The 20,567-nt window shown below is 36.8% G+C and carries 17 protein-coding genes; 9 read left to right on the top strand and 8 right to left on the bottom strand.

Translation table 11 applies throughout. The features are described from left to right. Positions 1-61: 61 nt before the first annotated feature. Both AAEY68_RS12465 and AAEY68_RS12460 read left to right on the top strand, forming a co-directional pair. Positions 62-2,911: a UvrD-helicase domain-containing protein gene (locus AAEY68_RS12465; RefSeq protein ID WP_350586016.1), complete on the top strand. Its 2,850-nt coding sequence runs from the start codon at positions 62-64 to the stop codon at positions 2,909-2,911. Positions 2,912-3,037: 126 nt separating this feature from the next. Continuing rightward, positions 3,038-5,308, top strand: a complete 2,271-nt coding sequence (locus AAEY68_RS12460) for a putative bifunctional diguanylate cyclase/phosphodiesterase (protein WP_350586015.1) — start codon at positions 3,038-3,040, stop codon at positions 5,306-5,308. Positions 5,309-5,385: 77 nt separating this feature from the next. On the opposite strand, the gene AAEY68_RS12455 is transcribed toward AAEY68_RS12460, so the two are convergent. The 3 genes from AAEY68_RS12455 to AAEY68_RS12445 all read right to left on the bottom strand — a co-directional run bounded on the left by AAEY68_RS12455 (position 5,386) and on the right by AAEY68_RS12445 (position 7,384). Next, the gene (locus tag AAEY68_RS12455; protein ID WP_007580364.1) at positions 5,386-5,784 is read right to left on the bottom strand and encodes a hypothetical protein; all 399 of its coding nucleotides are present in this window, start codon (positions 5,782-5,784) and stop codon (positions 5,386-5,388) included. A gap of 1 nt (position 5,785) precedes the next feature. Next, positions 5,786-6,700: a zinc dependent phospholipase C family protein gene (locus AAEY68_RS12450; protein ID WP_007580365.1), complete on the bottom strand. Its 915-nt coding sequence runs from the start codon at positions 6,698-6,700 to the stop codon at positions 5,786-5,788. 96 nt (positions 6,701-6,796) lie between these two features. Further along, positions 6,797-7,384, bottom strand: coding sequence for a hypothetical protein (locus tag AAEY68_RS12445; protein WP_010554028.1), 588 nt, complete (start codon positions 7,382-7,384; stop codon positions 6,797-6,799). Positions 7,385-7,646: 262 nt separating this feature from the next. On the opposite strand from AAEY68_RS12445, the gene AAEY68_RS12440 reads away from it, so the two are divergent. Further along, positions 7,647-9,284, top strand: a complete 1,638-nt coding sequence (locus tag AAEY68_RS12440) for a cyanophycinase (protein ID WP_350586012.1) — start codon at positions 7,647-7,649, stop codon at positions 9,282-9,284. Between the two features lie 103 nt (positions 9,285-9,387). Further along, positions 9,388-9,636 (top strand): hypothetical protein, encoded by a 249-nt coding sequence (locus AAEY68_RS12435; protein ID WP_007580368.1) that lies wholly within the window; start codon positions 9,388-9,390, stop codon positions 9,634-9,636. Between the two features lie 73 nt (positions 9,637-9,709). Here the strand turns inward: AAEY68_RS12435 and AAEY68_RS12430 are convergent, their stop codons facing one another. The 3 genes from AAEY68_RS12430 to AAEY68_RS12420 all read right to left on the bottom strand — a co-directional run bounded on the left by AAEY68_RS12430 (position 9,710) and on the right by AAEY68_RS12420 (position 14,294). Then, positions 9,710-10,465, bottom strand: a complete 756-nt coding sequence (locus tag AAEY68_RS12430) for a DUF1266 domain-containing protein (protein ID WP_169060064.1) — start codon at positions 10,463-10,465, stop codon at positions 9,710-9,712. Beyond that, positions 10,449-12,560 carry a CDC27 family protein gene (locus AAEY68_RS12425; RefSeq protein ID WP_350586010.1) on the bottom strand — a complete coding sequence of 704 codons (2,112 nt, stop codon included), beginning with the start codon at positions 12,558-12,560 and terminating at the stop codon, positions 10,449-10,451. The genes AAEY68_RS12430 and AAEY68_RS12425 overlap by 17 nt, the downstream gene beginning before the upstream one ends. Before the next feature lie 75 nt (positions 12,561-12,635). Next, a complete protein-coding gene (locus AAEY68_RS12420; RefSeq protein WP_165726153.1) occupies positions 12,636-14,294 on the bottom strand; it encodes an Hsp70 family protein in 1,659 nt (552 codons plus the stop codon). 608 nt (positions 14,295-14,902) lie between these two features. Here AAEY68_RS12420 and AAEY68_RS12415 point away from each other — a divergent pair. The 4 genes from AAEY68_RS12415 to AAEY68_RS12400 all read left to right on the top strand — a co-directional run bounded on the left by AAEY68_RS12415 (position 14,903) and on the right by AAEY68_RS12400 (position 18,495). After that, positions 14,903-16,159, top strand: coding sequence for a tyrosine-type recombinase/integrase (locus tag AAEY68_RS12415; RefSeq protein ID WP_350586009.1), 1,257 nt, complete (start codon positions 14,903-14,905; stop codon positions 16,157-16,159). A 338-nt stretch (positions 16,160-16,497) separates the two neighbouring features. Further along, positions 16,498-17,613 (top strand): hypothetical protein, encoded by a 1,116-nt coding sequence (locus AAEY68_RS12410; protein ID WP_350586008.1) that lies wholly within the window; start codon positions 16,498-16,500, stop codon positions 17,611-17,613. Position 17,614: 1 nt separating this feature from the next. Further along, a complete protein-coding gene (locus AAEY68_RS12405; RefSeq protein WP_182675720.1) occupies positions 17,615-17,974 on the top strand; it encodes an STAS-like domain-containing protein in 360 nt (119 codons plus the stop codon). A gap of 5 nt (positions 17,975-17,979) precedes the next feature. After that, positions 17,980-18,495, top strand: a complete 516-nt coding sequence (locus tag AAEY68_RS12400; protein WP_197119442.1) for a hypothetical protein — start codon at positions 17,980-17,982, stop codon at positions 18,493-18,495. A gap of 128 nt (positions 18,496-18,623) precedes the next feature. On the opposite strand, the gene AAEY68_RS12395 is transcribed toward AAEY68_RS12400, so the two are convergent. Beyond that, the gene (locus AAEY68_RS12395) at positions 18,624-19,505 is read right to left on the bottom strand and encodes a site-specific integrase (RefSeq protein ID WP_350586007.1); all 882 of its coding nucleotides are present in this window, start codon (positions 19,503-19,505) and stop codon (positions 18,624-18,626) included. Then, entirely contained in the window at positions 19,498-19,719 is a 222-nt protein-coding gene (locus tag AAEY68_RS12390; RefSeq protein ID WP_008136222.1) for a hypothetical protein, read from the bottom strand. The genes AAEY68_RS12395 and AAEY68_RS12390 overlap by 8 nt, the downstream gene beginning before the upstream one ends. A gap of 557 nt (positions 19,720-20,276) precedes the next feature. Between AAEY68_RS12390 and AAEY68_RS12385 the strand changes: the two genes are divergently transcribed. Beyond that, complete coding sequence (locus AAEY68_RS12385) at positions 20,277-20,567, top strand: hypothetical protein (protein WP_231615220.1); 291 nt, start codon at positions 20,277-20,279, stop codon at positions 20,565-20,567.

Genomic DNA, 20,567 nt, shown 5'->3' with positions numbered 1-20,567 from the left:
TAAATGTATTACAAAAGAGTATGTTACAATCAAGGTAAAGCATATCTTCATATTGAGTATTATGGCGCAGTATATTGCTACCCCAAGTTGGCTAGGCCGTTTTTTTACCCGTATTAAACACGTAACTATTGAACAAGAGCGCCTTGTTGTGCATTTTAGACGTGCTCCCGCACGGACATTTTTAATTAAAGACTTTTATAATTACTCAATACTTAAAAACCGTTTATTTAGCGCCAAAATTAATTTGTGCGACAGTAGTAATACATCAATTAGCTTTTTAAACAAATCACAAGCGAACGCTTTAAATACTGCCCTTAACACGCGTTTTTCAGCCCTGCTTGAGCAAAAGGTAAATAACGCAAAGATTTCGCTCAAGCGTTATGCTTTAGATGAGTTTTTACGTGATAGTTCCATAAAAACACTTAATAATGATGTGTTTTTGCTTACCAAGCAGTACGCTAAAAGTACAAGTGTGTGGCAACAACACTTATCGCAAAGTAGTATTAAATTTTTAAATATACTGAGCACTACGCCCAATACTCACGATGCAATTGCACAGTTGCGCCATAAATATGAAAAAAAACAACTAACTCTTAAAAATGACTTTTTTAATCAAGTAGAGTCAAATCCATTAACAACAGAGCAGCGCTTAGCGGTAATACGCGATAACGATAAAAATTTAGTATTAGCAGCAGCAGGCACAGGTAAAACATCTGTGATGGTAGCAAAGTCTTTAGATTTAATAGCATGCAATATTGCCAAGCCTGAGCAAATTTTGGTGCTGGCCTATAATAAAACAGCAGCAAATGAGCTTAAAGAGCGCTTTATTAAACGCGCCACGCATGCAAAATTGCATACCAAAGCACCCACTATTTTAACGTTTCATGCGCTTGGGCTTAAATTACTACAAAGTGCTAAAAAGCCAATCGAGTTGTCAAAATTTGCAACTGACCCAGTTCAATTAAATAGTTGGTTAACTGGGTGGGTAAGTAAAAAAATACAAACCGAGCCACAGTTTTTAAAAGCATTTGTAGATTTACTCCATGAGCCGATTGATATATTTAGCTTTAAAGATAATGCACAGTACGAGCGGTACGTACGCGATAACGAATACCGTAGCCTTGCGGGTCATAAAGTAAAAAGTTATCAGGAAGTGCTTATTTCAAACTGGCTGCATTTGAATTGCGTACCGCATAGTTATGAGGTGAATTATCACTTTAGCCAAGGCGCAGAGCTAAGTGGGCAATACCAACCAGACTTTTATATACCTCAATATGATATTTACCTAGAGCACTTTGGCATTGATAGGCAAGGGAATACACGTGCCGATATAGATAAAAAACACTATAACGAGCAAATTGCATTTAAGCGCAAACTGCATAAACAAAATGGCACCACCTTACTCGAGACCTTTCATTACAACTGGGTAGAAGGAAAGCTAGAGCAAGCCCTCGTAGAGCAATTAAAGCAGCATAATGTTGAATTAACACCTTTAAGTAACGACGAAATATTTCATACTTTAAATAACTCAGGGCAGTTACAGCAAGGCATTGATAAGTACATAAAATGTTTACAAGCTATTCGAGTGGAGCAACTAAGTAACAAGCAAATAGCACAGCGCATTAAGCAAAGTGGTATTAAAAATTACCAGCAATATGCAAACTTGTTAGTGCAAATTCATGATGCTTATATAAATGAACTAAACGCGCAAAGTACCATTGATTTTGACGACATGATTATTCAAGCAACAAAGGCGATAGTAAGCGGAGATTTTAATATTGTGTGGAGCCACATTTTAGTTGATGAGTTTCAAGATATATCAAGCGCGCGTATGGCTTTCATAAATGCCATATTAAAACATGGTAACGGAATACGCTTTACTGCGGTTGGTGATGACTGGCAAGCAATTTATCGGTTCTCGGGTGGTAATTTAGCGCTTACTACACGCTTTAATGAATTAGTGGGCAGCCACTCACTTACTATGTTGAAAAAAACATTTAGATATAACAATAGTATTAGTGATGTAGCAGGGCGTTTTGTAATGCAAAACCCTGAGCAATATAAAAAGCAGATCAGCACACAAACGCAAGTAACCACACCACAAGTTATTTTATTAGACGATTTATACCAAGGTACTAAATCGATAGAAATGAAAGTACAACAGAGCATAAGCACTATTCAAAAAAACGATGCATCAGCGAGCATTGCCATACTTAGTCGATATAGATACATGTTAAATAGCGTGCAGCAGCATTTAAAAGATAAAAAGCATACAAACTCTCTTTATTTTTGGACATTGCATAGTGCCAAAGGGCTTGAAGCCGATTACTGTATTATTATTGGTTTTGAACAAGGTAAATTAGGGTTTCCTAGCGATAATCAAAATAATGTGCTGGTGGAGGCGTTATTACCAGAGCAAGATGAATTCACTCACTCAGAGGAAAGGCGTTTGCTTTATGTAGGTATTACGCGCGCTAAACATAAAGCGTATTTAATTGCAGACCCTTATGCATGCTCAGCGTTTGTAAAAGAATTAGTAAATGACAATTATCCCATTCAAATCGCTTCAACGTTGTTTAATAAGTCGCAACTAAAGCAAAGAGAGTGTAGTACGTGCAGCGACGGTTTAATAGTGCCAAAAACGGGTCAATATGGTGATTATTATAGTTGTACTAATACGCAAATTTGCGAAACTAAATTACGAGTGTGTAAAAGCTGTAGTGGCCCATCGATTGATAAAAACACGTACTCACAATGTGTGAATACAGAGTGTAAAACGCAGCACCCAATTTGTGAAAAGTGTGGTCGCGAAATGCGTAAACGCAAATCTAAGCACGGTGAATTTTTAGGGTGCAGTGGTTTCGCTCTTAAAGAAGATAACTGTAAAAACACTCGAAAAATGATTGTTTAACGGTTAACAGGTAGGTTTACATTTGTCTATTTTATAGAACTATGTAAATAGTAATTACATTCATTAGATTGATTTTAACAAGCTATCAATGTCTAATAGAAGAATGAGCTTTAACTGTTGTTTATTATGCATTTTTTCAATAGATTCTTTTTATTAAATGACCATTATTCAGCCCCTGGTCAGGTTGCTAATTGGCGAATAAGTGCACTGCGCATTATTCTATCATTAGTAATGGTGTTATGTTTTGCTGTGGCGTGCCACACGTACACAAGCGCTATTGAATTTAACTTAATTTATATTGTTGTATTAACAAGCAGTTTTCTTGCTACTGCATGTGGTTTACTTATAGCAAGTAAGCGTTTTTATCACTTTAGCGCTCATGCACTTTTAATAGCCATTGTAGCTGCTAGCGTGTCAATGAACTTATTTTTAACAGACCTAGAGCTTGCTAAAGTGGGCTCTATGTATATGTATTCTTGCCCGATAATCGCACTTATGCTACTTGGTTATAGAACAGCCCTTGCTTATGGCGTATTAAATATTGCGCCGTTTTATATGATCATCAATAACGTTGATGTCTCGGGTTTAACCGGCATAGCTCAACAACTTCCCGACGCTGACTTATACATTACAGGGCTTATATTTTTATTTTTTAACATTTGTATTCCCCTTGCTGTGGCGCGCACAATTGTGGCTGCTAAGCGTTTAAACAAAACAATGATAAGCGCTAATACACACCTTAAAGATAAAAATGAGCTTTATCGAAGCCTGTTCACCGAATCAAATAAAGCCAAAATTATTGTTGACGAAAACCTTGTCATTACTGATTTTAATCAACATGCTATTGATATGTTTGGTATAAAAAAAGAATTAAAAGAAGGAAGCGTTAATCTTTCTCATTTATTTCCGGCCTTAGTTTTTGACGACTCTAATGCTCAAAATAAAATTGTGAAGTACAAAAAAAGTTATTTTAAAGCCAGTTATCAGCAAATAACAATGAGTACAAACTACCGTGTATACGACTTTTACGATTGCACGCAAGAGCAGCTCATTAAACAAAATTTATCGATGATGGAACAAGAAAATAAACGTTTACGCTTTAGAGACTCGCAAACAAAACTACCTAATAGAGAATGGTTTGAGCTGCAATGCGACAGATTAACAAGCAAATACCAAAAAGGTTTTTATATCGTTGTTGCGCAAAGTGCAAATAGTGAATACTTAAATTTGAAGCTCACTAAAGCCGACTCTCAAGCATTACTTATTAACGCGTACAAGCGTTTAAAAGCGATGCCAGATGGGCCGCTGTTGTGTGCTCATATAGGAGTAGGAAAGCTTGCTTTTATAATTGGCGCAAACTCGCAAAACGAGCTAGAAGATAAGCTATTAATGCAAATAAAAAATACATTAGATAAAACATATAATGTATTTGGTACTAAGTGTCAGCAATCATTTTTATTTGGTTTTGCAAAGTATCCTGATCATGGAAAAAACAGCGCAACAGTACTTAGCAATGCATGCGAAGCACTTAAACTAGCAAATTGTAATATGGCCCTTAGTGGTTATAACGAAAAACAATCACAAGCTTTTATCGAAAAATACGAAATTTCAATGTTATTAGATGAAGCGCTTCAGCAGGGCGATTTGTCGGTGCACTATCAACCTAAAGTAGATGCAACGGGTCAATGTATAGGGCTTGAAGCCTTAGCGCGTTGGAACAGTCCAATACTGGGTAATGTGTCGCCAGTGATATTTATTCCTATTGCCGAAGAATACAGAATGGTTAGTCGGCTAACCGACCTGATTATTCAAAAGGTGTGCGCTCAAATTGCCGATTGGACCAAGGCGGGTTTACCGAGTGTGCCGGTGGCAATAAATATATCTCTAATTGATTTTAGCCAAACCGATTTTATGTCAAAACTGGTTAAATACCTTGCCGACTTTAACGTAAAGCCACCTCAAATAGAGTTAGAACTGACTGAAACCTCTCTTGAGGCAAACCAAGCGCATTCGCTAAAGCTTATGCAAACGCTGCAATCGTGGGGTTTTACTATTTCGGTCGATGATTTTGGGGTGGGTTATTCTAATATTGCACGCCTTGCCGATTACCCTATTAACAAGCTCAAGTTAGATCGCTCATTAATAAGCCAAGTAACGAGCTCTACGCGTCAAAAAAGTTTAGTTAAAGCGGTGCACGTTATGTGTGAAGAGCTTGATATTAAGTGTGTAGCCGAAGGAGTAGAAACCCAAGAGCAAGTAGCAATAATGACGCAAATGGGGTGTAAAGAATTTCAGGGCTTTTACTTTGCTAAACCAATGCCAGCCGAAAATTTTGCAGAACATGTTAGTCGCCATGGCTTAGTGTTTAACCCTAAAGAGATGACGGCTCAACTTTAAATGTATTTAGTGGGCACTATATAGAACATATACACCTAAGGTATGTATGTTCTATAAAACTAGCTGGGTTTTATTACCTAATTACAGAGCTGTTGGGCGTTTATGGTTATTTCACAATGATGAATAGCCTCAGCTCCCCAATGCTGTATATCTGATTGAGCAGTGCAGCCTGCATCTTCAATTAAAGCAGTATTGGCATCACATAAGAGTAGCACTGCGTTATCATCTTGTACGTTCACGATAAGCGTGTATTCCCCAAAGGGTGCAAGTTTTCTTAAATCGTTATTAACAGCAGCTTTTAATAACTCATCAGTTGTAGAGTAGGGTGTTTCACTAAATTTTAATGTGCCATCAACGGCTGTAGCAATATCTTTTAATTGCGAGGCTAAGTCGGCCATCACTTCTGGATTGTTATTTTTTGAAGTGTAGCAACCGCTAAGTAATACTATGAGGCTTATACAAAGTAAGTGTTTCATTTTATTTGCTCCATACCGTCATCGTGTTGTGTTCATCGTAGCCTGTATCTAGGTTCCAATTTTTAATTGCACTGCAATCAGTATCTAAAAATACGGCATTGGCAATAACGATTATGTAGTGCTGAATATTACTCACGGCAAAGTCAAAAATATCGTTGTAATGCATAGGCTCGTGCGGCGTTTTTAGTTGTTCAATAAAAGTGGTGTCTACTTCGTTTGGGCGAGGATAAAACAAACCTAAATCAGCAGCAACATGGCGTGCACAGGCAAATAATCGATAGCTTTCTTCAACATTATTTACTACAAGCTGAAAACCGTTATGCCATGAATTAAAGTTAGGAGCGTGTTGTGCAGCGTAGCTTGGGTGAACCGTTAATAAAGCATGTTGCCAAATTTTTGCAATATCGGTATCAAAATTATCGTCTTTGTTAGTACAAGATCCAATGTTTTGTTGCACGCGGTCAGCATAACCTAACTCACCTAAATTTAAACGCTGCCAAATAAATGCATCTTGGTTCATTTCGCAGGTACGGTGCGCCGTTTGATTTTGCTCATACGGGCCTACTTTTAATTCAACAACCGGATGCACCGTTATATCCGCAGCAACATGGGCCATATAACCGCATAACCAAGCAAAGCACTTTTCAAATGCTTCACTTTCAAGTGTTTTGCAGTATTCAATCATGGCTTTAAGTAAATCGCCTGTGTGTTCATAGTGCATTAGGTCGGCCCATGCATTCTGGCTAGGCTGCGCTACAGCTAAGTAAGGATAATCTGGGGCTACACAGCCTAGTTCAAGGTATGCTTGGCGTTGGCTTAAAATAAGTTTTGCCTTTTTAGGCATATCCATTTTAGCGAGTGATTTGGTTTGCGTTGCAATATTAACAGCTGTGATGTGCGCAAAAGCACCTGGCATTGTCATATCCTTATGATTTATTAATAGGGGGACAGATTAACATTGAGAGGGGGTTAAATAAAGCCAAGTGAAGTGCTTGTGAGTGTTTAAAAGAGACTAAATTAACTGTTCAATTAGTTGTCCATCTTCGTACAGCTTAGCATATTGGCGTTTATGTTCTTCAAACAGATAGGCGCGTAATTGCTCTTGTCCGCTATGAATCTGAGTGATTTTTGCTGCAATCCCTAAGCTACTTTGCCTAACGGGTTCTACATCTATCGATATGCTTTCTTTGTTGGGTAAGGTAAAGCTCATGTGCTGTAATTTTTTTAAGCTCTTTCCACTTTTTAATGGTTTTAAAAATATACCAGTACTGGAAATCGATTCAATGTTAAAACCTTGGCTTTTAATATTTAGCTCACTCCAGCGCCAACTACGTTGAGTGCCCTTTGTATCAATTACTTCTGGTGCGCTCAAAGTGGGGTTAATTACACCTAACTCATCAATTTTTAATTGCAAGGGAAACCAAAGTTGGTAATTAGCAACTTCAGCAAGCAAAGTTAGATTAGCGTGGGTAAAAAGGTGAGCAATACTCGCGGGTATAGAGCTTTTCATTGTAAGCATATGGTCGCGAGGGGAACGTTGTTTTGTATTTGGTTTGAATAACTCAGCTAAAAAATTTACCTCTTCATTAGAAAAGTCCATATTTCACCCTAGTTACATAAAACAATGCACCACCGTAATTTAAACAATGAATTTGATCAATAAATGCTCTGTTTAAATTTGTTTAGTTAATATTTACAAGGGCAAGTATGTGAGCTAAACAATTTATTTAAATGAAGTGCTTAACGCTATCGCTTTTCAGGGGCTTGAATTATTTAACATTTATAAAAATATATTTAGGCTCAAGTGGCTAGCTGTTAAACTACAACATATTAGTTTTATAATTTATATTAGAGTTTACATTATGATATGTGCATTTTTACGTGATCAACAGCCGAAGTTACTAGGTATGTTAGTGGCATTGTTTGGTGTTGGATATTCAATAAATGCAGTGGCTCAAGAGCAAAACCAAACTTTAATTTTAGTGGGGTCAGAGCTTACCACCTGTACTAGCGCAAAGCTTAACAATTGCCAAAAAGAGACTGCTATTGATGGTAAGTCACATAATTTATATGCTGTTAGCAACGCTCAAATAAAAAACATCACGCAGCACTGGCCTAATAATAACGTTGAGGCAAAAACGGCTGTATTAAAAACACTTAAAACCTTGCTAGGTAAATCGTCAAATAGCGTATCTAAAACAGATTTATTATGGCTATGGCGTGATATAAATAACCAGCAATTAGAAAGCCTGACTCAGCAAGAATACAACTTTGTATTTGATATGCTAGAAGTGCCGCTACTTGATAAAAACGCTGAGCGCTTAAAAGAGCAAGTAAATACCGATTTTAATAACGAGGTCGCGACTAATAGTATTTTACAATTTGTGTCGGGCAGTTTAAAAGTTAATAACGCAAAACCCACCATGCTTGCTATTACGGCATCGAGCCGCGACCCTTATGAGTCGGCAGATGTAGCGCAGAGTCTTTTAGCACAATCAAATATAAACACTCAATGGTTAGCACTAACGCCAGCACTTGCTAAAGCGATTACGAGTAACTCGTGCGATGAATTACCCGCTCTCAGAAATACATTAATGAATGTGTATAACCGGGAAGTAATTTATCCAGAGTACACAAAGGCCGAATACGCTTTATGCAAAAGTGGCACTAATGCACTTGTATCACTTATTAAAAATAGTACCGGTGTGATGTTTAATAGCGGTAATGCAGCATTAACTCACAAGGTATTATTTGATCAAAACAATAACCCATACCCGTGGACGCAAGCATTGCAAACTCGCCCAGTAATTGTAGGTGAAGGCGCTGGCGCAGCAATCCAAAGTAAAGTGACGGGCATGCTTACAAATACGACAAGCCTTGAGGCACTTCGTAAAGGTGAAAATAACACTAATGCTGGTGGACTTGGCAGCTTTAATTTTGGTGTACTAGATACTCAGTTTAGCGAACAAAACCGTACATTTAGGCTCGCAGCGGCGTTAAATAAAAACGAAGTAAAAAATACTAAAACAGAGATTCAACATGGTTTTGGTATTGATGAAAATACGGCTTTGGTTGTTATTAAATCGCCAGAAGGCAGTTTAATAACCGTAATAGGTAAAAGTGGTGTAGTGCATTTAGCTAACCAAGGTAGAGCACAACCTGAGAGTAAGAGCTATAGCTACTCGTATTGGCCTACAAGCAGTGTAATTGAAATTACCAATAACACGTTTACCTTAAGCGCACGCACAATAGATGAAACGTTACCCGCTATAAAAATACCTCCACTGCCAGTGCAGCGCTTTGGCTCAATTTTAACAAATTCAAAACTGCGATCACTTACTCAAGCGATGTGCCTAAGCCAAGAGCAAAGTGCGGTAGCTCAACAAGATGAGTTTATAATTAGCCTTACAGCAACGAGTGACACACAGTATCATCGCGTTAATGCAAAAGAGTTTGGTTGTGCACTAAGCAATTTAGAGTTAGCTATAAAGTCGATTTAGTTACTAACCTGAGCCAAGGGTTTAAGTTTTTGGCTCTTCTCTATAAAATAGCCACCATAATGATTTAAAAGCCTAGCCAAGGCCTTACTAAAAGAGTTTTAAAATGAATAATGAAAATGACGTAATTGATACTTTAGCCGAACTAGAAAGCTTTTTAATAGATGTCGAAAACGGTGGTTTTGGACTTAAAGGTGTTGCCGGTGTTGGCATGGCTACTAATAACAAAGATGGCAGCCGTTTTGTTGCTGTGTTTGACGATAATCAAAAGCTACTTTTAGCACGCATGATTACAGAAGACGTATTCCAAACAGGGCAAGACATGGTACGAAATGGTGTAGGGCGCAAGCACTAATATTAACTTTACTGAATAACGCCACTGTAAAATGCGTTATTCAGTAAGTATTTATAAAATCAAAGTATTGAAATTAAAAGTCCATTTCCCAATCTAGTTGGCACCATGGGTGCTCGTCATCAGCTAATATACTTTGTAATGTAGCAGCCGTATCATTTATTTTTTCAAATAAATCATGGCTAAAATTAAAGTCAGGGTTTGGCTCGCTGTACGTTTCTTGAGTTGTAATCTTTTGCCATATACACCGACCAACTACATAACTAGTTGCATATTCTTGCCAGCTAATAAATAAGGTTTGTGCCAGTTTTCCAATAGGCTTAAGGTAATGCCATGCTTCTTCTTCGGTTAAAAAATTAACGCTAACACCACAACGACATAAAAAAGCATAGCGGCCAATATCAAAAGCTCTAATACCACAACGAGCCAGTGAGAATTTATGTATTCCTGCCCAGTCCGACATAATACCTATAGGCGTATTTTGATAGGCAGTAGATTTATTCTCAATGTAGTATCTTGCTAATAAATCATTTCTGGTGAGTTCAGCCATACAACTCATGAAAACTTGGCTATTTGATGTGTTATAAAAGACATTTAAAGTTTCAATTAATTCTTCTTTTGTTGTAACTCCATAAGCATTATCTAAAATACTTAAATTACCGTTAGCAACTGACTCGTCAGTGTAGTTTTTATTGTGATGCTTTAAGGTATTCAATGAATAGCCATTTTGCATTGAAAGGTGGCCTGAGAGGCTAATAAGCCATAATTTTTGTTCTGAACTTAAGGTCGCATCATCCGTAATTACACAAGGTACTTCACTTTGATTGTGCATCTACAATCTCCTTTGTTGTTTGCAGTTTTAGGCATATATCATTGTAATTAGGATGCATTGGCTGTCCATGTTCAACGAGTTTTTCACAACACTCCACTGCAAATTCAAGTGAGTATATCCCAAGCCTCTGATGTCCGTATTTATCTGCGGCTAATATTAATATGGGTATTGCTGCATCATATTGATCTAAGGCAGCTAGCGATCGCCCTTTGTAATAGTAGGTTTGAGGTAAATTAGAAAACTCGCTAATCGTGATGTTTGCGAGCTTAATACAGGTATCAAAATCATCTATATCAAAAGCTATGTGAATAAACTTTAAGCTCCAACTTGGTTGGTGTGTGATTTTTGGCATAGCTTGCTTAATCGCATAAATAGCGGCTTGTTTTATTTGCTTCACAATCGCTTTATCTTCGAAGTTTGCCAATTTAGCCATTAACGCATGTAGCATTGCCCAAGCATATTGCTGTTTATAGTCTAAATCAGCATAGAGGGCGTAACCCTTGGGTTTATTGGGTTTTCCATCATGATCAGTCGCTGGAAGATCTAATGTTTTGAGTTCTAATTGTGAGTATATATTCTCTTGTACAGAGCCTAGCACGCGAGGGGTTTTATAAAACTTGTTAGGAGATGGTTGTATTTTTTTTGCGATAGTTTCCATTATCAAATTGAAATCAATTGAGTCTGGGCAATATATAAATAAATCAACCAGTAGTGGCCAAGGATCTATCTGTTTTTGTAAATGTAGATTCATAAAGGCGATAAAAACGTCAAACGCTTCATCTAAGCGTTCTAGCTTAGCAAGGCATAAAGCCTGTAAATAATTGCAATCAGCTTGAAAAATTAGAGGGTATGTTTGAGTCGTTATTAAGGCATCTTGGTAGCGACCATTTTCAAATTGTAACGTCGCTATTTTAAGAGCGTTACTTTCCTCATTTTTTTTAAGATCATTTATGTAGTATCGACGGGCGATAATCAAAGCAGAGCGAAGGTCTATATCCTCAGGGCTAGTATAAAAATAAGAGTTTAAATACGTATATGCTTTTTCATAATTTTTAAGGTGCAAATAACACAGACCAATTTCTTTAGTCATATTCATCGCATAAAAACTTTTCATAAGTTCTCGCTGCGCAAGATAAATAGTGAGTGCTATATCATAGTTTTTAAGCTTAAATTCTGCGTGTGCTTGTAAATCTCGCAGCTGATCTATACTTGCATCTGTAGGCTCTGGCAATGAGGCAAGTAACTTACTAATTTCTGTGTATGCACCCAATGTCCATAAATAGTTAGCAACATAAAGATAAAGTGACTCGTCATTATAAAATACCAAATTGATTCGCTGCATTAGCGTAATTAGCTGCTCAGCTGTAAGCTTAGAATATATACATTGCTCTTCTATTAAGTTACGTAACTGAAGATGCTGCTGCAGCTGTTCAAAGCTGATATTGTGATCAATGTTAGATAGGGCATCGATTCGCAGTGGTAGGCTCTGAATATAATGATGCAGTGCAATAGCAAGTTCACGGTAGTGATTATTTTTATTGGTTACTAACTCACTAGAGATTTTCATACTCTCATCTAAAAATTTAAATACCGTGGCAGATAAAAAGTAATTCTCTGAAAAGAAATCAATTAAAGTAAATGAGACTTGCTGACTTTGATCGACATCCCAAAATAATGGCGACGAAAATAATAACTTCCATTGTTCAACATCGCTGCGAGATAACACATTACAATATAATTCATTGAGTGCTACTTGCAGCTCTGAAATAGAGCGAACACAATTTAACTCGATAGGTTGAGGCTTAACTATTTCAACTTCTGTAGGTGCGGGAGAGGGCTTTTTTTCATCAAAAAATGACTCGTTAATAACGCCTTTTTTTTCGTGCTCATCTTCAAATACTTGATTGGGTGCTGTGTCTTCATTTTTAGCAGGTCGTTTAGCCTCTTTAATAGCTAACTCATATGCTTTTCGTAAATCTTTAAACTCTTCGGGAAACTCTGTTGGCGATGTTTTTTTTAGAATCTCTGTATAAGCGAGTTTAATAAGGCGTTTATCTGTTGTGGCTTCAATGCCTAATATTTTCCAATGGTTCATTACTTCACTCTTTATTTAATGCATGTAATTTTTTAACTGAAACTATTTTTTATTAGTTAACTTTAATAGCTAATTTTAATAACTAAGATAGCGCTTTATATTTTCGATCATACGCTCTATTTTGTGGTTATCGTGTGTTTCTAACACTTCCATAAATTGACCAATCGCCTCGCCAATCTCTCGCCTTTTATCGCCTAGATTTTCTTGGAATAAACGCTCTAACTTTGCTTTAAATGCAGTATTTACAAGTTTGTCTTTAGGCAAAACCTTAAGTGCGTTAAGTCGTGAAAAACGTTCACGTAACTCACTTTCACTCAAGCTTTCTTCATTTTCGCCTACATAAGTGCGGTATTTTTTGTCACTTGCAACATTAGTCACTTCAACCTCAAGTACACCATTAAGATCGTAGGTATATGTTAAATATAACTCTTGTATTATATTTAACGGCTCAAGATTTATTTCTAAATCGCCTAAAAACACATTATCTTTAGGGAGATAATGTTCACCCTGATAAATTTTAATGAGTACTTTTTCTTGTTCAGGGTGAGCTGAATAAACAGAACGAGTTTCGCTTACAGGAATCGTCGCGTTACGTTCTATAATAGGCAAAAACTCAGACTGACCATGTTTGTTGTTTACCTCCACGCCTAAAGTGAATGGGCAAACATCAGTCATTATCACGTCTTTCAATTCTTTAGCACGTGCGCTCATACCTGCCTGAATTGCAGCACCAGTAGCGATAGCATGGTCAGGGTTATATTGAGTTTGCGGTATACGTGAAAACACACGGCTAATTTGCTGTTGAAAAATAGGCATACGCGTAGCGCCGCCAACAAGAATTAGTCCATCAACGTCTTCAAGTGTTAAGTCAGCGTCAGACATCGCACGGTTAATAGGAAACTTAATTCGCTCAATTAACTCGCTACACAATGTACGATAATCTTCCAGAGTGAGGGTATATGAATACGTTTTTTCTTTATATTCAAAATTAAAGCTGGCTGTTGACTCGTTAGTTAATTGGCACTTTAAACGCTCGCACAACGACCAAATATTACGTAGTTCACTATCTGAGAAAAAACCTTTGTACAAATCGTTTTTCTTATAAAGATCTTCTTCAATAACGTTAGTAAAGTCGTTACCGCCTAAGTAGTTATCACCCGATGAGGCGTGTATTTCAAATATGTCGTTAAACACCTCAATAACCGACACATCAAATGTACCGCCACCAAGGTCCAGTACTAAGTAAGTTTGCTCACAGTCTTTATTATCGAGCCCATAAGCGAGTGCTGCGGCTGTGGGTTCATTAAGTAATCGCTCAACTTTAAGGCCTGCAAGTAAAGCCGCTTGTTGCGTTGCTTGGCGTTGTTTATTGTTAAAATAGGCAGGTACCGAAATAACGGCTTCAGTAATAGGCTCTTGTAAATAATGTTCGGCTTGCTCTTTTAAGCTTTTTAATAAAATGGCTGATAGTTCAGTTGCGCTATAATCTTGCTCGCCCAATGAAAAGGTTTTATCAGTGCCCATAAAACGTTTAAATTCACAAATTGTGTGTGCGGGGTGGGTTGCTAGTCTATCCCTCGCTGCTTGACCTACAAGAATATAATTGTCTTCCGACAAGCCAACAATTGAAGGAACGAGCACATTACCCTCCATATCTGGAATTAACTTAACCGCGTTATCTTGCCATATTCCCACTACGCTATGAGTTGTACCGAGATCTATCCCTATTTTCATTTTATTTCCCTTACTGAATGACTTAAATCATCGCTATGCTAAGTTACTTTATACAGAGCCTTAAATTCAACTTAGTTTTGCATCGATGCCATTGTACAGTTTAATTAAAAACCTATTATTAATATCTGATTGAAAATTATACGCTTAACTTTATTTTATTAAAATAGGTAGCGGTTCTTGATGAGAGCAAAGAGGTCTTTAAAAGAATACATATTGGAGAGGTGCAAGCAGATTAGTATTAAGGTTGATGACAAAAAAATATGGATCTGAATATAGAGTATTATCGAATTATTGGAAGTAAAGTTTACTGATGGTTGGGTTTAGATTAACGAAGATTGTTATTTTTAAGGGAATTAATTGGTCGGTATGGAGAGATTCGAACTCTCGACCCCTGCCACCCCATAAAAATCACCTGTGCTTTATCGTGTACAAAAGTGGCTAAAAGTGTTCTACAGTGAAGTATTCAAAGTAATTGTAAGTTATTGCTATTGAAAGGATTAAGCTTTTAAATTATACCTAGTGAACAAACGTGAAGTTTAGTGAGCTCAAATCAGCTCGTGCGATAACTGTGCGACAAAAGTTTTGACTTAACTCTAGGTGTGCGAAAAATGGCGTCAATCAAAGTAAAATTAACTGAATCTATACTCAAAAATATCCCTTTGGAAATTACCAAAATCAATGACACTGAGATCTCCGGTTTTTATTTAAATATTGGTAAGCCAAGTAAAGAAGGAAAGCGCTCACAGGTATATTATCTGTATTACCGCCTAGGAGGCCGAGGTTCGAAAGAAAGAAGGTTAGCCTTAGGCAACTCATCTGTAATAACAGTGAGTGAAGCTAGACAGCTTGCTAAGCAGTATATTGGTGATGTGTCGCGCGGTATTGATGTTTTTTTACAAAAAAAGAAAGCAGCGCTGATTGAAAAGCAAGAAAGCACCTCGCCTACAATCGCTGTGCTTGTAAATGAGTTTATTGAAAGAGACATTAAAGCCAACCGAAAAGGTGTAGACCCAGTAATTAGAATGTTCGAAAAAGACATTCTGCCATTTATTGGCAATTATAAACTTAAAGAAATAACCCGCCGTGAAATTTTTAAAAAAGTGCTTGATCCAATAACTGATAGAGACTCTAAAACGCAGGCTAATAAAACGCTATCCATCCTTAAGCAAATGTTTAATTTTGGTGTTGAGCGAGATTTAATACAAGGTAACCCAATAAGCACAGTTAAAAAGAAGAGCGTGGGTGGCCTCGAAAAATCTCGAACCAGAGCGCTAGAGTTTGACGAAGTGATTCAAGTTTTTGAACGCTTACCAAAGCTAGGTGTTAGCCAACAAGTTATTTACGCATTGAAATGTATTACTTTAACAGGTTGTCGGCCAATAGAAGTTACAGGCGCACAGTGGCAAGAATTTGATTTTGACAAAATGATATGGACAATCCCAGCCGAGCGCGTAAAACAAAACAAAGATGGCGAAAGAACCCATAAAGTACCGATTACTCAAAATATGGTTATTTTGCTTGATGAGTTACGGGCAGCATTTGGCTATCTCAATTCTAAATATGTATTTCCTAGTACAACAACTAACAAATCAGGCCCAGGTGAGCAGCCTATTGATAGGCATTCATTATCGCGCTCTATAAGTCGTAAACTAGAGCAATTAGGAGTACCAAAATTTGTACCTCACGATTTACGCAGAACAGTCGCGACTCGTTTAGGCGATACTGATATTGGAACAGACCCAATTGTGATTGAAAAAATACTAAATCATCAATTACAGGGAGTTCAGAGGGTTTATAATATGCAGGAGTACATGGTAGCTAGAAGAAAAGCTTTGGAGGAGTGGGGGAGGAAAATTATTGAGTAAATATAAAGTTAGATTATAGGCATGTCCCATTTTTATAAAATTTAATTATAACAGCTAGTTATAATTAAGAAGTTAATTTAAGAATTTGGTGGACTTAGATAAATTATTAGAGTCTAATCTTGAAAAGATAATGCTTACGGTTGAGCTAATCGTAAGCTATATGACCCTTAGAAACTGCTTCCACATAAAGCAGCAATAAGCCAACATTATGATTCATATAAGTCGTAGAGCTTTTTATATCACATACTGTGAAATAATAAGTTCGGGTAGTTTATTGTGTTGATATAGATTTTTTAATACCCATATCATTATATTAAAAGGAATTTAGGTTCGAATAGATGAAAAAGATATATCAAATAAACTCCAGAAAACAGAATGCTATGCATTTCAAAGAACAGGTGAGGTTATCCCCATCTCGCGATCATCAACGTTCTGAAAGAAAGAAAAATTTTAAGCTTGGGGGAAGTGAGATTATTAATGCTCCTGAGAGTTTGGATCTTATTCAAGGTTCAGAAATTTTATGTCATAGTTTCTTTGATAATTTACGTGAAAGTTTATTGTTAGATCCCGCATGTATTTATTTATCTTTTAAAAATACAAAGGTAATAAAGGCTACTGCGATTTTAGTTGTTTATTCGATAATAGATCAAGCTAGAGAAATCAATAATGCAAGGACTAAAATTAGTATTATTTGGTCAAAGAAAGCTCAGCGTGTTAATAAAACTATTATTGAAACAGGTGTGTTTTTGCGTTCAAAAGAACGAGAGAAAATGATAGATAGTGCTCCAAGTTTACCTATTATAATGGGCGATAATTCTAGAGCAAGTGAGCTGAGTGATCGAATCGTCGATTATATCTTAGATGATGATCATTATAAGGGGGCTTCAGCAGAGAAAGAGCAAGAAATAAGTTCGGCTATCCAAGAAACAGTCGAGAATGTTGGTAGGCATGCTTACCCTGACACAGAAAGTCATGAAGATAAAAAATGGTGGTTTACTTGTGATAGAATTGGGGAAAACTTATTTATTGTTATTTACGATGCAGGTATTGGTATTCCTAGTTCATTATCAGAGAATAATGCGGTAATGTTAGCTCGAGTTAACCAACTCTATCCGAGCGAATACTCTGGGTGTACAAAGGAATCGATTGAGAGTGATTCTAAAGCAGATAAACTAAAAGCGATTATAAATATCAAGTTTCTAAGGAAAGCTTTAAGTGATGAGCAATTGATAAGAGCAGCCATGCATGTAGATATTACTTCTACAGACCTAGATCAGCATGGACAGGGTAGTAAAAGCATTAAGGGGCTAATCACTAAAAATGAAAATAGCTTCTTACTTATGCTAAGTAATTATGGTTTCTATCGCTACAGCGAGAGTGAAGAAGATAATGAAAACAGTGTTTCTCATTCGGAATTTAAGATCCCTGGGACACTTATTCAATGGAGCCTTTAATATGTCAGAGAAATTAATAACGTTAATTAATGACTTTCACCCAAAACCCTATGGTCGTTACAACAAAGATTGTCCTACTTGTCCAGAAACTTCTGGCGAAGCATTCCGGACAAAAATCTTAGCTAAAGATCTTCGTGCTTTTGATAAAGTAATAGTCGATTTGTCTGGACGGAATAGGTATGGACGCTCTTTCCTTGATGAGGCTTTTGGTGGTTTAATCCGTAAGGATGGTTTTACTAAATTAGATTTAGATAATAAGTTAATTTATAAACATGATAATTTAGAGTCAATATTGATAATAATTGAAGACCGTATTAAAAAAGCAGAACAGTTTCGTATTTCAGGAAAAGAGTTGGACTGAGTTATATGTTTTTCGCAATAGGCTGGCTGTTAATATTACTCATTCACCTCAATACACTAAGGCGAGGTTCGTTAGCTAGTACCAAAAATACCTTAATTGATGAAATATACACTTTGCTAGGTTTATGTACCAAGCCTGATGATGTCTCTCTCTCGTTTGGCTTGTTTTCTAAGCCTTATAAAATTAATGAGCAAAAAGTTGAGCACAGAATAATACGGATTGAGAGTAAAATTAATGAGTTGAATTCGATTTGTAACAGCGTCATTGTAAGGTTATCAGATGAACCAATACGCCTACTTATTGCAATTGATATTGAGGAAGAGGAAAATAGAGAAACAAGGATAACAGCCATATGCTACGATGCAGTAGAGTTTATCGACTCTGAATACCACAGATGTGTAGAAGCTCGTTCATCATTTTTCTATTTAAATAGATATGAAATTGGAGGAATGGTTTTTTCATCAGCTTCTTTGTATTTTTTATTTAAGATCGTAACATTCTTATTTACAAATGATATTTAATACAAATATATAAAGATCACTATTCTAGAGTCGAGCGAATTAACTCAGCTTATAAGTTTTTAATTAAGACGTTATTAATTAAATGATGTCATAATGAAAATTCATTTTTAAACAACAGCTTCCAAAGATTATCTTAAATATACCTCAGTAACTTCAGCCCTAAAATGCCCCATTTCTTGCGAAACGGTTTCTAATGCTATTTGATATGGATATTGGTTGAGTATCAGCTCTAATAGCCTTTCTTGTGCGTAGCTATGCCTTAGGCCATGTGCGCCATTGGAAAAAGAGAGAGTACGATTTGATGCTTTATTAAATGAATCCGACCACTTTTTACCACCTCCAATATCGTAGCGCTGTAAGTAGTTTATTTTTCTATCAACAACAGTGGCAGGTTGTTTAAGTTTACGAAGTTCTAATTTAGCTGATAAATCGTGAGGTATTAGGACTTCGCGTGTTAAGCCTCCTTTGCCTGTCACTGTATATAGTACACCGTTTCTACCAGACCACTTTGAATCAAAAGCTGGCCGTTTATCTGCTTTGCGTTCTTCAACTTTGGCTATGGTCAATAATTCATGCGCACGAAGCCCCGAAGAGAGTGCTATTTGTGTTGATAATGAATATTTAGATGTTTGGTGCTTACATATTATTTGTGCTTGCTCTGTGGTGTAGGCGCGTGATTTAAGAATTTGCTGATTAATTGATTTAATAACGGGGAGGGTTTGCTTATCTTTAAGTTTGCCGTTTAGCCTCATCATTGCTTGTATAGCTTGGCGCTCCATATCCAGTGACTTTTGACCCACTATTTCCTTACGGTAATCTAAATAATTGAGAGCTTGCTTGATGGTCATTGCCTGAATACCGTTTATGCCAATATCTTTAGCCCATGAAGCAACTGTGCTAAGTGATTGCTCGTAATTTCTGGCTGTACCAAGAGACTTTATAAGCTTACTTTTTGTAAGCCCTTTTATGACATTGTGTGCTTGAGTTTTTGGTTTCGCAAATTTAGCCATGTTTTTTAATCCATCTTTGAATTGTTGACCAATGAGCATTGATACCTTTACGCTTTAGCCAGCGCTGAAGCTCGACAATGTTTGACCCTTGCTTGTAAATTTCTATTAGCTCGAATTTATGTTTATCAAGCTTAGATGTTTTTTTACGGCTTCCTGCGATTAACTTACTTTCAAATTTTAGTTTTTGGACTTCGATTAGGGCATCGAATTTCATGGTATGACTCCAGTCGTATTAAGGTTGTAAGATTGACTGGCAATAAAGCTCAGCGGCACTTAAGCCTATTCGCCCCTGTTTTTCGCATATGCGAAAGGCTCGGACTGATCTCGCCTGATTATTAACCTCATTTCTACGTGTTGTCAGCAGCTGGAGTGCGCCGTTTTTGGTTGGTTACTACCTTTGAAAAGATAGTATTTACCTCGTTACTACGTGTTGAAGGCAGCAGAATAGCGCCTGTTTTTTTCTGGCTCGTTAGAGCTTCAGTAGCAATAAGATTACCACTTTAGAAATATTTTTCAATCTGCAAATAAAACCTGCGTATAAGAGTATGAATGTGTTGTCCCCCGCTATGTGTAAGCCGATTTTCGGCTTCGACATAGCGGGGGACAGGGGCGAAGCCCCAATGTTTAAAGAGAGGCTATTGCTCATGATGCCTCTATTAAAATTGGTTTTAAATTATTAAACAATCACATAAATTGGCAAAGTTATTACACCAAGGTTACTTGCATTGGTTGTTAAGCACTTTTACACTAATCATTTTCAGGCGTAATTAAATGACTAAATACGAGACTGATTCTATTGAAGCGCAATATCAACTAGGGTCTGAAAAACTAGTTTTAGCGAACAAGTTAGCGATTGTTGATGCAGCAGAGATGGATGATGTTGAGGCTATTCTTTTAGTTAAACTATATGAAAAAATATTTACAACGCCAGAGCCAGAAGATGACGTTTTTTCTTTTCAAAATGTTACTAATTGGCATAGACAATGGCTAGGTAATGTATACGAGTGGGCAGGTAAAATAAGAAGCGTTGATATGGGCAAAGGTGGATTTCAGTTTATGTAA

The organism is Pseudoalteromonas sp. RB2-MNA-CIBAN-0110 (assembly GCF_040309305.1).
Taxonomy (GTDB): domain Bacteria; phylum Pseudomonadota; class Gammaproteobacteria; order Enterobacterales; family Alteromonadaceae; genus Pseudoalteromonas; species Pseudoalteromonas arctica.
The sequence above is the reverse complement of the archived record's forward strand: the minus strand, read 5'-3'. Positions and strand labels throughout refer to the sequence as shown.

What these genes read in the sequence shown, in the direction of transcription:
- AAEY68_RS12430 (WP_169060064.1), bottom strand. Translation starts at nt 10,465, where the DNA reads ATGCACAATCAAAGTGAAGTACCTTGTGTAATTACGGATGATGCGACC.
- AAEY68_RS12410 (WP_350586008.1), top strand. Translation starts at nt 16,498, where the DNA reads ATGAAAAAGATATATCAAATAAACTCCAGAAAACAGAATGCTATGCAT.
- AAEY68_RS12450 (WP_007580365.1), bottom strand. Translation starts at nt 6,700, where the DNA reads ATGCCAGGTGCTTTTGCGCACATCACAGCTGTTAATATTGCAACGCAA.
- AAEY68_RS12465 (WP_350586016.1), top strand. Translation starts at nt 62, where the DNA reads ATGGCGCAGTATATTGCTACCCCAAGTTGGCTAGGCCGTTTTTTTACC.
- AAEY68_RS12395 (WP_350586007.1), bottom strand. Translation starts at nt 19,505, where the DNA reads ATGGCTAAATTTGCGAAACCAAAAACTCAAGCACACAATGTCATAAAA.
- AAEY68_RS12445 (WP_010554028.1), bottom strand. Translation starts at nt 7,384, where the DNA reads ATGGACTTTTCTAATGAAGAGGTAAATTTTTTAGCTGAGTTATTCAAA.
- AAEY68_RS12420 (WP_165726153.1), bottom strand. Translation starts at nt 14,294, where the DNA reads ATGAAAATAGGGATAGATCTCGGTACAACTCATAGCGTAGTGGGAATA.
- AAEY68_RS12455 (WP_007580364.1), bottom strand. Translation starts at nt 5,784, where the DNA reads ATGAAACACTTACTTTGTATAAGCCTCATAGTATTACTTAGCGGTTGC.
- AAEY68_RS12385 (WP_231615220.1), top strand. Translation starts at nt 20,277, where the DNA reads ATGACTAAATACGAGACTGATTCTATTGAAGCGCAATATCAACTAGGG.
- AAEY68_RS12415 (WP_350586009.1), top strand. Translation starts at nt 14,903, where the DNA reads ATGGCGTCAATCAAAGTAAAATTAACTGAATCTATACTCAAAAATATC.
- AAEY68_RS12460 (WP_350586015.1), top strand. Translation starts at nt 3,038, where the DNA reads ATGCATTTTTTCAATAGATTCTTTTTATTAAATGACCATTATTCAGCC.
- AAEY68_RS12425 (WP_350586010.1), bottom strand. Translation starts at nt 12,560, where the DNA reads ATGAACCATTGGAAAATATTAGGCATTGAAGCCACAACAGATAAACGC.
- AAEY68_RS12405 (WP_182675720.1), top strand. Translation starts at nt 17,615, where the DNA reads ATGTCAGAGAAATTAATAACGTTAATTAATGACTTTCACCCAAAACCC.
- AAEY68_RS12440 (WP_350586012.1), top strand. Translation starts at nt 7,647, where the DNA reads ATGATATGTGCATTTTTACGTGATCAACAGCCGAAGTTACTAGGTATG.
- AAEY68_RS12400 (WP_197119442.1), top strand. Translation starts at nt 17,980, where the DNA reads ATGTTTTTCGCAATAGGCTGGCTGTTAATATTACTCATTCACCTCAAT.
- AAEY68_RS12435 (WP_007580368.1), top strand. Translation starts at nt 9,388, where the DNA reads ATGAATAATGAAAATGACGTAATTGATACTTTAGCCGAACTAGAAAGC.
- AAEY68_RS12390 (WP_008136222.1), bottom strand. Translation starts at nt 19,719, where the DNA reads ATGAAATTCGATGCCCTAATCGAAGTCCAAAAACTAAAATTTGAAAGT.